Origin of the sequence: Micromonospora sp. S-DT3-3-22, from assembly GCF_015354745.1 — a bacterium.
GTDB classification, from domain to species: domain Bacteria; phylum Actinomycetota; class Actinomycetes; order Mycobacteriales; family Micromonosporaceae; genus Micromonospora; species Micromonospora wenchangensis.
This window is the reverse complement of record NZ_JACGMO010000167.1, coordinates 1-13,329: the sequence shown is the minus strand read 5'-3', so window position 1 is coordinate 13,329 and position 13,329 is coordinate 1. Positions and strand designations below refer to the sequence as shown.

General features: G+C 74.3%; 17 protein-coding genes. 8 read left to right on the top strand and 9 right to left on the bottom strand.

The window, feature by feature from the left end; genetic code table 11:
- Positions 1 to 1,103, bottom strand: a 1,103-nt coding sequence (locus H1A17_RS31170; protein ID WP_309236908.1) for an FtsX-like permease family protein, incomplete at its 3' end; no start/stop codon positions are given.
- Between the two features lie 80 nt (positions 1,104 to 1,183).
- On the opposite strand from H1A17_RS31170, the gene H1A17_RS31165 reads away from it, so the two are divergent.
- A complete protein-coding gene (locus H1A17_RS31165; RefSeq protein ID WP_194823564.1) occupies positions 1,184 to 1,537 on the top strand; it encodes a hypothetical protein in 354 nt (117 codons plus the stop codon).
- Between the two features lie 222 nt (positions 1,538 to 1,759).
- Here H1A17_RS31165 and H1A17_RS31160 read toward each other — a convergent pair whose 3' ends face one another.
- Both H1A17_RS31160 and H1A17_RS31155 read right to left on the bottom strand, forming a co-directional pair.
- Positions 1,760 to 2,347, bottom strand: a complete 588-nt coding sequence (locus H1A17_RS31160; RefSeq protein ID WP_194823563.1) for a GNAT family N-acetyltransferase — start codon at positions 2,345 to 2,347, stop codon at positions 1,760 to 1,762.
- Positions 2,348 to 2,361: 14 nt separating this feature from the next.
- Positions 2,362 to 2,550: a hypothetical protein gene (locus H1A17_RS31155; RefSeq protein ID WP_145918537.1), complete on the bottom strand. Its 189-nt coding sequence runs from the start codon at positions 2,548 to 2,550 to the stop codon at positions 2,362 to 2,364.
- A 154-nt stretch (positions 2,551 to 2,704) separates the two neighbouring features.
- Here H1A17_RS31155 and H1A17_RS31150 point away from each other — a divergent pair, with 154 nt between their 5' ends.
- Entirely contained in the window at positions 2,705 to 3,034 is a 330-nt protein-coding gene (locus H1A17_RS31150) for a hypothetical protein (RefSeq protein WP_309236907.1), read from the top strand.
- On the opposite strand, the gene H1A17_RS31145 is transcribed toward H1A17_RS31150, so the two are convergent.
- Both H1A17_RS31145 and ligD read right to left on the bottom strand, forming a co-directional pair.
- Positions 3,027 to 3,182: a hypothetical protein gene (locus H1A17_RS31145; protein WP_158224222.1), complete on the bottom strand. Its 156-nt coding sequence runs from the start codon at positions 3,180 to 3,182 to the stop codon at positions 3,027 to 3,029. The two genes, H1A17_RS31150 and H1A17_RS31145, sit on opposite strands and share 8 nt — an antisense overlap.
- 343 nt (positions 3,183 to 3,525) lie before the next feature.
- A complete protein-coding gene (ligD, locus tag H1A17_RS31140; RefSeq protein WP_145918536.1) occupies positions 3,526 to 4,566 on the bottom strand; it encodes a non-homologous end-joining DNA ligase in 1,041 nt (346 codons plus the stop codon).
- 47 nt (positions 4,567 to 4,613) lie between these two features.
- Between ligD and msrB the strand changes: the two genes are divergently transcribed.
- Positions 4,614 to 5,024: a peptide-methionine (R)-S-oxide reductase MsrB gene (gene msrB / locus H1A17_RS31135; protein WP_145918535.1), complete on the top strand. Its 411-nt coding sequence runs from the start codon at positions 4,614 to 4,616 to the stop codon at positions 5,022 to 5,024.
- Positions 5,025 to 5,076: 52 nt separating this feature from the next.
- Here the strand turns inward: msrB and H1A17_RS31130 are convergent, their stop codons facing one another.
- Positions 5,077 to 5,352, bottom strand: a complete 276-nt coding sequence (locus H1A17_RS31130; protein WP_145918534.1) for an isoamylase early set domain-containing protein — start codon at positions 5,350 to 5,352, stop codon at positions 5,077 to 5,079.
- A gap of 155 nt (positions 5,353 to 5,507) precedes the next feature.
- On the opposite strand from H1A17_RS31130, the gene H1A17_RS31125 reads away from it, so the two are divergent.
- The 3 genes from H1A17_RS31125 to H1A17_RS31115 all read left to right on the top strand — a co-directional run bounded on the left by H1A17_RS31125 (position 5,508) and on the right by H1A17_RS31115 (position 7,609).
- Positions 5,508 to 5,765 (top strand): Prokaryotic metallothionein, encoded by a 258-nt coding sequence (locus H1A17_RS31125; protein WP_088645482.1) that lies wholly within the window; start codon positions 5,508 to 5,510, stop codon positions 5,763 to 5,765.
- A gap of 127 nt (positions 5,766 to 5,892) precedes the next feature.
- The gene (locus H1A17_RS31120) at positions 5,893 to 6,357 is read left to right on the top strand and encodes a GNAT family N-acetyltransferase (RefSeq protein WP_194823562.1); all 465 of its coding nucleotides are present in this window, start codon (positions 5,893 to 5,895) and stop codon (positions 6,355 to 6,357) included.
- A 127-nt stretch (positions 6,358 to 6,484) separates the two neighbouring features.
- Positions 6,485 to 7,609: a lytic polysaccharide monooxygenase gene (locus tag H1A17_RS31115; protein WP_194823561.1), complete on the top strand. Its 1,125-nt coding sequence runs from the start codon at positions 6,485 to 6,487 to the stop codon at positions 7,607 to 7,609.
- 95 nt (positions 7,610 to 7,704) lie between these two features.
- On the opposite strand, the gene hemQ is transcribed toward H1A17_RS31115, so the two are convergent.
- From hemQ to hemE, 3 genes are read right to left on the bottom strand one after another with little or no spacing between them, the layout of a single operon-like run.
- On the bottom strand, positions 7,705 to 8,418 hold the full coding sequence (gene hemQ / locus H1A17_RS31110; protein WP_088645485.1) for a hydrogen peroxide-dependent heme synthase: 714 nt from the start codon (positions 8,416 to 8,418) through the stop codon (positions 7,705 to 7,707).
- A complete protein-coding gene (gene hemG, locus H1A17_RS31105; protein WP_145918531.1) occupies positions 8,415 to 9,827 on the bottom strand; it encodes a protoporphyrinogen oxidase in 1,413 nt (470 codons plus the stop codon). The genes hemQ and hemG overlap by 4 nt, the downstream gene beginning before the upstream one ends.
- A 3-nt stretch (positions 9,828 to 9,830) precedes the next feature.
- Entirely contained in the window at positions 9,831 to 10,928 is a 1,098-nt protein-coding gene (gene hemE, locus H1A17_RS31100) for a uroporphyrinogen decarboxylase (RefSeq protein WP_088645502.1), read from the bottom strand.
- A 258-nt stretch (positions 10,929 to 11,186) separates the two neighbouring features.
- On the opposite strand from hemE, the gene H1A17_RS31095 reads away from it, so the two are divergent.
- Both H1A17_RS31095 and H1A17_RS31090 read left to right on the top strand, forming a co-directional pair.
- Positions 11,187 to 11,759: a DUF3000 domain-containing protein gene (locus H1A17_RS31095; protein ID WP_194823560.1), complete on the top strand. Its 573-nt coding sequence runs from the start codon at positions 11,187 to 11,189 to the stop codon at positions 11,757 to 11,759.
- A 203-nt stretch (positions 11,760 to 11,962) separates the two neighbouring features.
- Positions 11,963 to 13,279 carry a ribonuclease D gene (locus H1A17_RS31090; RefSeq protein ID WP_194823559.1) on the top strand — a complete coding sequence of 439 codons (1,317 nt, stop codon included), beginning with the start codon at positions 11,963 to 11,965 and terminating at the stop codon, positions 13,277 to 13,279.
- The last annotated feature ends 50 nt before the right edge of the window (positions 13,280 to 13,329 follow it).

Sequence of the window (13,329 nt, the reverse complement as noted above, 5' to 3'; positions counted from 1 at the left end):
CGCAGCGCCCCACCGGCGAGCAGCGGCCCGAGCAGGGCGGCGGGGACGACCACCAGGGTCGCCTCCCGGGCGGCCAGGCCGGCGAGTTGCCGGCGGGCCGCGCCCCGGGCCCGCAGCAGGGCGGTCTGGGCGCGCCGGTCCTCGTGCAGCAGGGCGGCGATGAGCACCAGCGCGTACCCGCCGAGGACGACGATCAGCAGCAGCGGGGTGGCCAGGGCCGAGCGGCCGGCCAGGTCGGCCCGGCTGATCCGGTCGATGAGCCGGTCGAGGGTGGTCACCGCCTGGGCGGACGAGCCGAGTCCGGCCGTCTCGGGCACCCCGGTCGCGGCGGTGGCGACGGCCCGGCGCAGCGCCGGCAGCCGGTCCGCTCCGACGGCGGCCAGGTCGGGGGCGACCACCCAGGCGGCGGAGACCCCGCCGGGGAAGGTGGCCGCGAAGTCGGCCGGGTCGAGCACGAACGGCCCGTGCGCGGCGTCGCCGTCCGCGTCGGTGCCCAGTCCGGGGGCGAGCCGCCAGTACGGGTCGGCCGGGTCGCGGGGCCGCCAGGTGCCGGCGAGCACCACTTCGGTACGCCGGTCGGCGCTGCGGTCGCGCATCGGCACCCGGTCGCCGGTCCGCAGGCCCAGCGCGCCGGCGACCTTCTCGGGCAGGGTGGCCTGGAGCGGGCCGGCCCCGGCGGTCGGCCAGGTGCCGTCGACGAGGTCGGCGTGCCCGGCCAGGTCGTCCAGGGTGGCGAGGGTGGCGAAGACCGGTTCCTTTCCGGTACGGATGCCCGGGGCGAGGGTGCCGGTGAGTTCCCGTCCGGTGCCGTAGCGGGCGGCGGAGACCCGGATCGGGGTGCCCTTGAGGGCGGTGGCGAAGCCGTCCCGGACGGCCCGGTCGCGGGCGGCGTACTCGGTGCGGTCGCGGCCACCGGAGCCGCTGACCAGCAGGCTGCGTTCCTCGACGGGCGCGGCGGTGATCAGGGCCCGCTGCCCGGCGTCGACGGCCCGCCGGTTGTAGTCGGCCAGTCCGGTGACCAGCGCGATCGCGACCACTGCGGCGGCGACCGCCGCGAGCAGCAGTCCCCGCGCCTCGCGGGCCCGCCTCCACACCAGCTTCATCCGTTGCCTCCCCGGGGCCCGGGGTCGGGCCGACGGAGAGCAAGAGCGGTGACCCGGCGGGAAAGGTTCGCACCCGTTACATGATCGTTACCCTGGCCCGCCGGTTGGCCCTGCGGCGCGGATCTGGTGGGATCGGCGGCATGGAAACCGCGCTGATGCTGTCGACTCTCGCCCTCGTGCTGGCGCTGCTGGTGCAGTTCCCGCTGCGCAGTCGCCGCGACGACGTGTCGTTCCGGCTGGTGGAGGTCGAGCGCCGCCAGCGGCTGATCATGGAGCACCTCGGCGTCGTGGACCGGGGCCCGACCCTGCCCGGGGTGCGGGAACACCTGGCCCGGGGCGACAAGATCAGGGCGATCAAGGCGTACCGGGAGGCGACCGGCGTGGACCTGCGCACCGCCAAGGAGGCCGTCGAGGCGATCGCCGCCGGCCGCTGACCCCAAGATCGACTCAAGTAGGCCGATAGTGCGCGGTCACAGCGGCCACCCAACCCAAGATCGACTCAAGTGGGCCGATGTTGCGCGGTCACAGCGGCTTACATACCGCAACATCAGCGACATTGAGTCGATCACGTCGGCGATCGCAGCGCGCGCCGGCCCGGCGTCGATCATGGGGTCGGCGTCCAGGCCCGACCGGGCAGTCTTGCGGCCCGACCAGGGTCAGCCCGGGACCGGCGTCCGCCGGGCCGGCCGGTACATGGAGCAGACCAGCGGGCCACCCTCGATCGTGGTCCGCGCCGTGACCGCGAAGCCGAGCCGTTCGTAGAGGCGGACGTTGCGCTCGTCGGACGTTTCCAGCGCGATGCCGTCCGGGTCGCCGGACTCCTCGACGAGGGCCACCCCCGCGGCGGCGACGGCGGAGCCGAGACCGACACCGCGCCGGTCCGGGTGGACGCCCAACGTCGCGAGTTCCCACGCGCCGGGCGGCCGCGCCGGCAACTCGGCGGCCATGAGCGCCGCCAGCCGGTCACCGTGCAGGTCCGCGATCCGCGCCTGGAGGTCCTCCCCCGGCGCGGGCGCGTCGCCCGGCAGGAACGCGGCGACCGCCTGAGTGTCGTCAGCGACGAGGACGAGGCCGTGCTCGAGGGCGTGCCCCAGGTAGAGGGCCTGTAGCTCTTCGAGTCGACGCGGGTAGTCGTCGGCCGGGATCGACCACCGCGTCCACGGGTAGTCGTGGAAGGCGACGGCGAGCGTACGCGCGGCGCGGGGCAGGTCTTGGGCGGTGGCCCGGCGGATCTGGCTGGTCATCGGCCCGAGCCTAGTCAGTCCGTGGTCAACTCCGGCCGGTGCTCGCGGATCCACGCCTCGACGTCGGACTTCCGCCACACCTTGCCCATCGCCAGCACCGCCACGGGTTCCGGGAAGTTCCGCTGGTTGGCGATCACGGACGCGCGCTGCCGGGAGACGTTCCCGAGCATCGTCCTGATCTCCGACACGCCGACGAGGTCCACGGGTTGACAATGACAGCACTCATCGTTCTCGACGCCGACAACTACGGAGACTATTGACGTAGACAACGGACAGGGTCACGATGATGGCGTGACCGAGTCGAACGTTTCGCCTGTTCATGATCGGCAGCGGCGGCCCGTGGGTGGGCATCCGCCGATGCGTCCGCTGTGGCGCTGCCGGACGTGTGCCGCACCGTGGCCGTGCCAACCTGCCCGCCTGCTCCTGACCAGGGAGTACCGGCGGGACCGGGTGGCGCTGTCGATCTACATGTCCAGCCAGTTGTTCGAGGCCACCGCCGACCTGGTGCGGCTCAATCCGCACCCGGCCCCGTCCCCGGCGGAACTGTTCGACCGTTTCTTCGCCTGGACGGCCCGACCGGCCACCCGCGAGAACGCCTCCGCGCCGAGCGACGGGTGCCGGTCCGGGGACCTAACCCCGCAACCGCATGCGGACCGTCCGGCCGGCCGCCTGCCGGAAACTATCTGACGAGCAGGGTCAGCAGTCCGGTGAGGGCGACGAGGACCGCGGCCACCCCGGTGAGCACGGCCGGCAGGATCTTGAGGTATTCGAGGATCACGGAATGCCGGCCCGGCACCCCGCCGATCCGCTGCGTTCTTCTCGTCGTGGCCGCCATGGTGATTCCCCTGTCCGGTGCCCGCGTCCGGTCGGATGAATCGGAGCCGCTGACCGGCGAACCGGCTGTCGCCGCCGACCGGCAGCCGACCGGACACTCAGCATCGAGGGCATAAGCCCTGTTCACAGGAGTGCAGCCGACGTCCGCGCATCCTACCTTTCATATTCGACCGTAGGCGTGACGACCAGTCGAGCGCAATCATCAGTACCGGAAAGAGTGCGGAGGAAAGCCATTTTCACGCGTGGGAGTGGCATGCCGCGCAACTGATTTCGGATTACCGGCGGACACCCCGTACCCCCGACGCCGCCGGCATTCCGAATTCCGCCGGTGGCGTCGCCGGATTTCAGGCGGTGGCGTCGTCGGCCGGGCGCTTCGCCCGGCTCGGCTGCACCCGTTTCGGCTCGCCGGGCATCTTCGGATGGTCCGGTGGATAGGGCAGGTCACCCAGGCCCTGCCCGGCGTCCCGCTCGGCCCAGTCGAGCAGGGGCGTGATGTCGACGGGGTCGTCGTCGATGCCCGCGTGCGGGTCGCCCCGCTCGGCCAACCGGACCGGCACCGTCCGCAGGTCGAAATCGTCGGGATCGACGTCGGGCAACTCGTCCCAGGTGACCGGGGTGGAGACGGTGGCCCGCGCGTTGGCCCGCAGCGAGTACGCGCAGGCGATGGTGCGGTCCCGGGCCATCTGGTTGTAGTCGACGAAGACCCGCTGCCCGCGTTCCTCCTTCCACCAGGCGGTGGTGACCAGGTCGGGACGACGCCGTTCCAGCTCCCGGGCCAACGCGATGGTGGCCCGGCGCACCTCGGTGAACGTCCACCTCGGCGCGATGCGCAGGTAGACGTGCAGGCCCCGGCCGCCGGAGGTCTTCGGCCAGCCGGTCATGCCCAGCTCGGCGAGGATGCCCCGCAGCTCGGCGGCGGCCGTCGCCGCGTCGGCGAAGTCGGTGCCGGGCTGCGGATCGAGATCCACCCGCAGCTCGTCGGGGTGGTCGACGGCGGCGGCCCGGACCGGCCAGGGGTGGAACACCACCGTGCCCATCTGCGCGGCCCAGGCGACGTGGGCGAGGTCGGTGGGGCGCAACTCGTCGGCCCCCCGGCCGCTGGGGAAGGTGATGCCGACCGTCCGCACCCACGGCGGCACCCCCCGGGTGGGCACCCGCTTGGAGAAGAACGCCTCCCCCGTGATGCCGTCGGGGAAGCGTTGCAGGGTGGTCGGCCGGTCGGCCAGGGCGCGCATGATGCCGTCGCCCACCGCGACGTAGTAGTGGAAGACGTCGGCCTTGGTGAAGCCGCGCTCCGGGAAGATCACCCGGTCCGGGCTGCTCAGCCGGACGCTGCGCCCGGCCACCTCGACCTCGGTCGCCGTCGCCTTCCCGCTGCCCGCCATGGCGCGACCATATGCGATGCCCCCGACATCCGACGTACGGTTGACCGGTGAGTCTTGACGAGAACGAACTGCCCCGCACCGAGGACGAGTGGCGGGTCCGGTTGACCCCGGAGGAGTTCCGGGTGCTGCGCGAGGCCGGCACCGAGCGCCCCTTCACCGGCGAGTACGTCGACACGAAGACCCCCGGCGTCTACCACTGCCGGGCCTGCGGGCTCGAACTGTTCTCCAGCGACACCAAGTTCGACTCGCACTGCGGCTGGCCGAGCTTCGACGACGCCATCCCGGGCCGGGTGCGGGAGATCCAGGACCGCAGCCTCGGCATGGTGCGGACCGAGATCCGCTGCGCCCGCTGCGACAGTCACCTCGGGCACGTCTTCCACGGTGAGGGTTTCACCCCGAAGGACACCCGGCACTGCGTGAACTCGGTGTCGATCCGGCTGGAGCCGAAGCAGGGCTGAACCGACACCGGGCCGTAGCGGAACCGGACCCACCCCGGGCCGGCCGGGGCGGTCAGAGCAGCAGCAGGCTACCCTCGTCGTCCACCCGGTCGGCGCCGGAGTCGTCGAGCCAGACACCGCCGGTGGCGAGGTAGCGGAACCGGTGCTCGCCGGGGCCGAGCCGGACGGTCACCGTCCGCGTGCCGTCCCGGCGGGGCACCAGCTCGTGCCGGCCCGGCTGCCAGTCGTTGAAACAGCCGACGACGCTGACCGTGCCGGGTGGGGTGTCCCGGGGCAGGCAGAAGGTGACCCGGGTCTGGGTGCCGAAGAGTCTGCTGCGCTTGATCACGTGATCCTCCCGGGGTCGGGGCGTCCTACCGGGTCAAACGCCCGACACGCCGGGGCGAAACGCCGTCCGACCCGATCGATCCGGGGCATTTCGCCCTGCCCGGCCCCGCGAGGCCGCACCCTGGGGGCAGATGTCCGATTCGGGGGGTGTGACAGGTGGCTACCTGCGAGGTCTGCGGCAACGACTACTGGATGGCGTTCGAGGTGCGTACGGTCAGCGGTGACGTGCACACCTTCGACTCCTTCGAGTGCGCGGCGCACAAGCTCGCGCCGATCTGCGAGCACTGCCAGGTGAAGATCATCGGGCACGGGGTGGAGGTCGGCGGCCGGTTCTTCTGCTGTGCGCACTGCGCCCGCGCGGTGGAGGCCCTGGGCGCGGAGATCCGCGACGCGGTCGGCGCCCGCCCGGCCTGAGCCGGCCTGACCCGGCCGGCCCGGCCTGCCCCACCCTGCCCCACCCTGACCCGGCCGGCCTGACCCGGCCGGCCCCGACGTCACGGGGCGTGCCGGGCCGGCGGGCGGGGCCGCCTACCATCGCCTGATGGCACCGCAGACCGTCGACGTCCACGTCGCCAGCTTCACCGAGCTGGACGTACGCACCTTCCACGACCTGCTGCGGTTGCGCATCGACGTGTTCGTGGTGGAGCAGTGCTGCCCGTACCCGGAACTGGACGGGCGGGACGTCGAACCCGGCACCCGGCACCTCTGGCTGACCCACGACGGCGTCGTGCGGGCCTACCTGCGGCTGCTCGCCGACCCGGGCGGGGTGGTGCGGATCGGCCGGGTGGTGGTGGCCCCGGCGGCCCGGGGCGGCGGGCTCGCCGGTCGGCTGATGACCGAGGCGTTGCGACTGGTCGGCGACCGGCCGTGCGTGCTGGAGGCGCAGGCCCACCTGGCCGGCTTCTACGCCGGGCACGGCTTCACCGTGACCGGCCCGGAGTACGTCGAGGACGGCATCCCCCACCTGCCGATGCGCCGCAGCGGGGTGGACAACCCGAAACATTGACGGATACCGCTTTCCTATGCAAGCCTGCGGAGGCAGAGCCGTCGTGGGAGCCGCACAGCAGGCACGGGAGGGGCAACTCCCGGCCGTCCGGGCGTCGATCGATAGACCCCTTCACCTCGGAGGCTCCATGTCCACCGTCCTACGCAGACGACCCACCGCGCTCGCGGGGTCGCTGCTCACCATCGGCGCGATCATCGCGCTGCTGCTCACCACCGCCCTGGCCAACTCGGCGTCCGCGCACGGCGCGGTGGTGAACCCGGGGTTCCGCGCCTACAGCTGCTGGGAGCGCTGGGGTGCCGAGTTCCAGAACCCGAGAATGGCCACCGAGGACCCGATGTGCTGGCAGGCCTGGCAGGCCGACCCGCAGGCCATGTGGAACTGGAACGGCCTGTTCCGCGAGGGGGTCGCCGGTAACCACCAGGGCGCCATTCCGAACGGCCAGCTGTGCAGCGGCGGGCGCACCCAGAACGGCCGCTACAACGCCCTGGACACCGTCGGCGCGTGGAAGACCACGTCGGTGGCGAACAGCTTCCGGCTGAAGTTCTTCGACCAGGCCAGCCACGGGGCCGACTACATCCGGGTGTACGTCACCAAGCAGGGCTTCAACGCGCTGACCACACCACTGGGCTGGAGCAACCTGGAACTCGCCGGCCAGATCGGCAACACCCCGGCGTCCCAGTGGGACAAGGACACCGGCGGCGTGTCGATCCAGATCCCGGTGAACGCCCCGGGTCGTACCGGCCGGCACATCGTCTACACCGTGTGGCAGGCCAGCCACCTGGACCAGTCGTACTACCTGTGCAGTGACGTGGACTTCGGTGGCGGCACCAACCCGACCGCCCCGCCCACCACGGCCCCGCCGACCACGGCCCCGCCGACCACCCCGCCGCCCACCACCGCCCCGCCGACCACGGCCCCGCCCACCACGGCCCCGCCGACCACCCCGCCGGCGACCGGTGGCTGCACCGCCACCTACCGGGTGACCTCGACCTGGAGCGGCGGGTTCCAGGGTGAGGTGGACGTGACCGCCGGCTCCTCGGCGATCAAGGGCTGGACGGTGAACTGGACGTACTCCGGCGGCCAGCAGGTCAGCCAGGCGTGGAACGCCACGCTGACCAGCAGCGGGTCGACGGTGACCGCCCGCAACGTCAACTACAACGGCGCGTTGGCCGCCGGCGGGAAGACCACCTTCGGCTTCCTCGCCTCGGGCAGCGGCGCCAGCCCGACCCCGGTCTGCACCGCGACCCTCTGACCGGTCCGGACACCACCCGGAGGTAGTGGCCCCCCGTCACGGGAGGCCGCTACCTCCGTCGTCGGGGACGATCCGGCCCGCCGCCGAGGCGGCTGTCAGACCAGGCAGTTGACGATGTCGGCGACCGAGCGACGCCGGCCGGTGTAGAACGGGACCTCCTCGCGGACGTGCCGCCGGGCCCCGGAGGCCCGCAGGTCCCGCATCAGGTCCACGATCCGGTGCAGCTCGTCGGCCTCGAAGGCGAGCATCCACTCGTAGTCGCCGAGGGCGAACGAGGCGACCGTGTTGGCCCGGACGTCCGGGTAGCCGCGCGCCATCTTCCCGTGCTCGGCCAGCAGCTCCCGCCGCTCGGCGTCCGGCAGCAGGTACCACTCGTAGGACCGGACGAACGGGTAGACGCACAGGTAGGGCCGGGGCTCCTCGTCGGCGAGGAACGCCGGGATGTGGCTCTTGTTGAACTCCGCCGGCCGGTGCAGCGCCAGCTGCGACCACACCGGGGTCAACGCCCGCCCCAGGGTGGTCCGGCGCAACCGCAGGTAGGCGTCCTGGAGGGCGTCGCTGGACGACGAGTGCCACCAGATCATCACGTCCGCGTCGGCGCGCAGCCCGGCCACGTCGTACATGCCCCGGACCACGACGTCCTTGCCGGCCAGCTCCTCGAAGAGCGACTCCACCTCGCCGGTGACGTTCTCCCGCAGCGCCGGCAGCCCACCGGTGGCCCGGTACACCGACCACATGGTGTAGCGCACGGTGGCGTTGAGTTCCCTGATCCGGGCCGCGTTGGACTGCTCGGTGCTCTGCTCGGTCATGGACCCGATCCTCCCAGTGCTTCGATGATCTCCTCGGCCGCGCTCTCGCCGGAGCGGACGCAGACCGGGATGCCGACCCCGTCGAAACCCGCGCCGGCCACCGCCAGGGTGGGGTGCGACGCGCGCAGCGCCGCCCGGACGGCGGCCACCCGCCCGGTGTGGCCGGGGGCGTACTGGGGCAGCGCGCCGCCCCAGCGCTGCACGTGACCGGCGACCGGGGTGGGCAGTGCCACCCCGAGCACCCGGGTCAGCTCCCGGTGCACGGTGGCGAGCAGGTCGTCGTCGGTGAGCTGGAGCGAGGTCTCCTCGCCGTACCGGCCGACGGAGGCGCGGACCAGGGCCAGCCCGTCCGGCGCGGCCAGGTGGCCCCACTTGGTGGTGAAGAACGTCGACGCCTTGATCAGCAGCCCCTCGGTGGCCGGCACGAGGAAACCGGAGAGCCGGGGCAGGGCCGGCGCGGGCAGCGCCAGGGTGACCAGCGCGACGCTGGCGTAGTCCAGCCCGCCGACGGTGGCCGCCGGCCCGGCGGCGAACCCGGCGAGCAGCCGGGCCGTGGGCCGGGCCGGCACGGTGAGCAGCACCGCGTCCGCCCCGACCGACTCCGGGTCGCGGGTCGGGCCGACGGTCAGCCGCCAGCCGTCCCCGACGGGGGTCAGCTCGCGGACCGCCGCGTTGCGGCGGATCGTCGCGCCGCTGGCCGTGGCCGCCGCCTCGACCAGGGTGCTCAGCCCACCGGCGAGGGTGCCGAAGACCGGTGCGCCGGGGGCGCGGGGCGCGGCGGCCTGGGCGGCCCGGACCGCGCCGACCAGGGTGTGTTCCACCCGGGCCGCGCGGGCCAGCGCCGGCATGGTGGTGACCAGGGACAGGTCGTCGGCCCGGCCGGCGTAGACGCCGCCGAGCATCGGGTCGACCAGCCGCTGCACCACCTGCTCGCCGAACCGGGCCCGGACCAGCGCGCCGACCGAGACGTCCTGGTCGGCGTCGAGCAGCGGCCGGCCGCCGTCGCGGTCGGCGTCCGCCGTGGGCTCGGCGACCGTCGCCACCGCCGCCAGGTCCCCGGGTACGCCGACCAGGGTGCCGCCCGGGACCGGGCGCAGCCCGCCGTCGACGACGAGCGCGGCCTGCCCGACGGTGGGGTGCACGATCCGCCCGGCCAGGCCGAGCCGGCGGGCCAGGGTCACCGCGGCGGACTCGCCCCCGGCCGGGTCCCGCATCAGGAACGACTCCGCGCCGAACTCCACCGGCCGGCCGGCCAGCTCACCGGTGCGCAGCTTGCCACCGAGCGCGCCGGACTGCTCGTACACGGTGATCTCGGTGTCGGCGGGGGCGTGGTCGCGCAGCCGGAGCGCGGCGGCCAGGCCGGTGATCCCGCCACCGACCACCGCCACCCGCCACGGCCGCGCCCGCACCGCTCAGCCCTGCTCGTCCCGGCGCGCGGACACCTCGTGCACCAGCGCGACCACCCGGGTCAGCACCTCGGGGTCGGTCTCCGGCAGCACGCCGTGACCGAGGTTGAACACGTGTCCGGGGGCAGCGCGGCCCTGCTCGACGATCCGTCGCACCTCGGCCTCGATCACCGGCCAGGGGGCGAACAGCACGGTCGGGTCGAGGTTGCCCTGCACCGCCCGGTCCGGCCCGATCCGGCGGGTCGCCACGTCCAGCGGGGTACGCCAGTCGACGCCGACCACGTCGGCCCCGGCCTCCCCCATCGCGCCGAGCAGTTCGGCGGTGCCCACCCCGAAGTGGATCCGGGGCACCCCGGCGTCGGCCAGGCCGGACAGCACGGCGGTGGAGTGCGGCAGGACGAAGCGGCGGTAGTCGGCCTCCGACAGGGCCCCGGCCCAGGAGTCGAAGAGCTGCACGGCGGAGACCCCGGCGTCGACCTGCACCCGCAGGAACGCCAGGGTGACCTCGGCGAGCCGGGCGCAGAGCGCGTGCCACAGCTCGGGCTGGCCGTACATCATCGCCTTGGTCCTGGCGTGGGTACGCGACGGTCCGCCCTCGACCAGGTAGCTGGCCAGGGTGAACGGCGCGCCCGCGAAGCCGATCAGCGGGGTGTCGCCCAGCTCGGCGACGAGCAGCCGGACGGCTTCGTCCACGTAGGACACGTCGGCCCGGTCGATGCGGCGGACCCGCTCGACGTCGGCGACGGTGCGCACCGGCTCGGCCACCACCGGCCCGGTGCCGGCGACGATGTCCAGGTCGACACCGGCCGCGGCGACCGGGACCACGATGTCGCTGAACAGGATCGCCGCGTCGACGCCGTGCCGGCGGACCGGCTGGAGGGTGATCTCGGCGACCAGGTCCGGCCGGCGGCAGGAGTCCAGCATCCCCACGTTGGCCCGGATCTCCCGGTATTCCGGCAGGGACCGGCCGGCCTGGCGCATGAACCAGACCGGGGTGTGCGGGACGGACTCCCGGCGGCAGGCCCGGACGAAGGGCGAGTCGGCCGGCCCGCTGCGGCGGGATTCTCCGTCTCGGGCGGCGGTGCCCGTGGTGTCGGTGGTCATCGCGGCAATCGTGCCACGCACCCGCGCGGGCCCGACGGGCAGCGCCGCCATTTGTGACCCGCGCCCCGGCCGGGCCGGCCGGCGGTGGCCCGGGTGCCCGGCCGGCCCCGGTCGACGGTGCCGCGCGGACCTCTGCCCGCCCCGGTCGGTGGTGCCGCGTGGACCCGGGACGCCCCGGTCGGCGGCGGGACACCGCCGGGGCGGCGCTTCGGCGTGCCGTCCCGGCGGGCGACGGCGGGTCGGCATAGGCTGCCGGTCATGGCCCCCCCGATCGCGCTCCCGGAGACGTTCGCCCGCGCGGTCGCCGGCCTGCGGTCGGTCACCCCCCGGGCGGAGATCGTCCTGGAGGAGGTCGGCGCGCCCCAGCGGCTCGCCCCGTACGCGTTCGCCCTCTCCGCCACCGTGCTGCGCGACGACGACGAGGTGGCCGACGGCCGGCTGATCCTGCTGCACGACCCGGCCGGGCACGACGCCTGGCAGGGCACCCTGCGGCTGGTCACCTACGTGACCGCCGACCTGGAGGTCGACCTGGCCGCCGATCCGCTGCTGCCGGGGGTGGGCTGGACCTGGCTCACCGACGCGCTGGAGGCGCACGAGGCCGACTACCGGGCGGCGGGTGGCACGGTCACCCAGACCGTGTCGACCCGGTTCGGCGACCTGGCCGGCCCGCCCGCCGCCGGGGACGTCGAGATCCGGGCGTCCTGGACGCCGCTCGGCGAGGACCTGGGCGCGCACCTGTCGGCCTGGTGTGCGCTGCTCGCCTCCACCGCGGGGCTGCCGCCGCCGGGCGTCACCGCGCTCACCGACCGCCGCCCGGCCGGCGCGGCCTGACCGCCGGCCGCCCTCCCGGTAGCGACGCGACACGCCCGGAACACAAGCGGATGTCCCGGCTGCCCTGAGGACGTCCCGCCGGACGTCGAATGTCCCGCGGTCGAGGTGGCTGTCCTCATCGCCCGGACCTCTGCCGGACACCGGGACGACACACACCGGACCGGCTGCGCACACCATCTCGCCCGGCGCACTAGGGTTGTCAGGTGACCGACGAACCACCCCTGCGCCGTCGGGCCGCCGAAAGCCGTACGGCAGACGTTCCGCCCCCGGCCGTCGACCAGCCGGCGGACGCGGGCGTCGAGCAGCCCTCCGGCGGGCCCGTACCGCTGACCGCGCCCCGCGACGGCACCCCCCAGCCGGTGGCCACCCCCGCCGAGCTGGACGAGGTCGTGGCCCGCTTCGCGGCGGGCACCGGCCCGGTGGCCCTGGACGCCGAGCGGGCCTCCGGGTACCGCTACAGCCAGCGGGCCTACCTGGTGCAGCTGCGCCGGGAGGGGGCCGGCACCACGCTGATCGACCCGCTGCCGCTGCCCGACCTGACCGCCCTCGACGAGGCGATCGGCGACGCCGAGTGGGTGCTGCACGCCGCCAGCCAGGACCTGGCCTGCCTGGCCGAGGTGGGGTTGCGTCCGCGCCGGTTGTTCGACACCGAGCTGGCCGCCCGGCTGGCCGGCTTCGAGCGGGTCGGCCTGGCCGCGCTGACCGAGCAGTTGCTCGGCTACACCCTGGAGAAGCACCACTCGGCGGCCGACTGGTCCAGCCGGCCGCTGCCCGAGTCCTGGCTGACCTACGCGGCGCTGGACGTGGAGATGCTCGTCGACCTGCGCGACGCGCTGGACGCGGAGCTTCAGGCGCAGGGCAAGTCGCCGTGGGCGGCGGAGGAGTTCGCCGCGCTGATCACCTGGGCCACCCGGCCGCCCCGGGTGCGGGCGGAGCCGTGGCGGCGGACCTCCGGCATCCACCGGGTCCGGGGGGCGCGGGCGCAGGCCCGGGTCCGGGCCCTGTGGTACGCCCGGGACCAGATCGCCGTCCGCCGGGACGCCGCTCCCGGCCGGGTGCTGCCCGACTCGGCGATCATCGCCGCCGCCGAGCTGGACCCGAAGGACGAGAAGACCCTGCTGACCCTGCCCGGGTTCGGCGGCCGGTCGGTACGCCGGCTGGCCCGCTCCTGGCTGACGGCGCTCGACGAGGCCCGCCAGTTGGCCGACGACGCGTTGCCGGTCACCCCGACGGTGGAGGGGCCACCCCCGCCGCACCGGTGGGCGGAGCGCGACCCGGTGGCCGCCGGGCGGCTGGCCCGCTGCCGGGAGGTGGTGGTCCGCGTCGCCGGTGAGCACCGGCTCCCGCCGGAGAACCTGATCACCCCGGACTCGGTCCGTCGGCTGGCCTGGCAGCCGCCCGACGAGATCACCGTGGACACCGTCACGGAGGTGCTGCGCGGCTACGGCGCGCGCCAGTGGCAGCTCTCCCTCCTGCTGCCCGCGCTCGCCGAGGCGCTGCTGCCCGCGCCCCGGGCCTGAGCCGCCGCCGCGCTCCCGCTTGCGGCCCGGGCTGTGCCGCCACCCGGCGC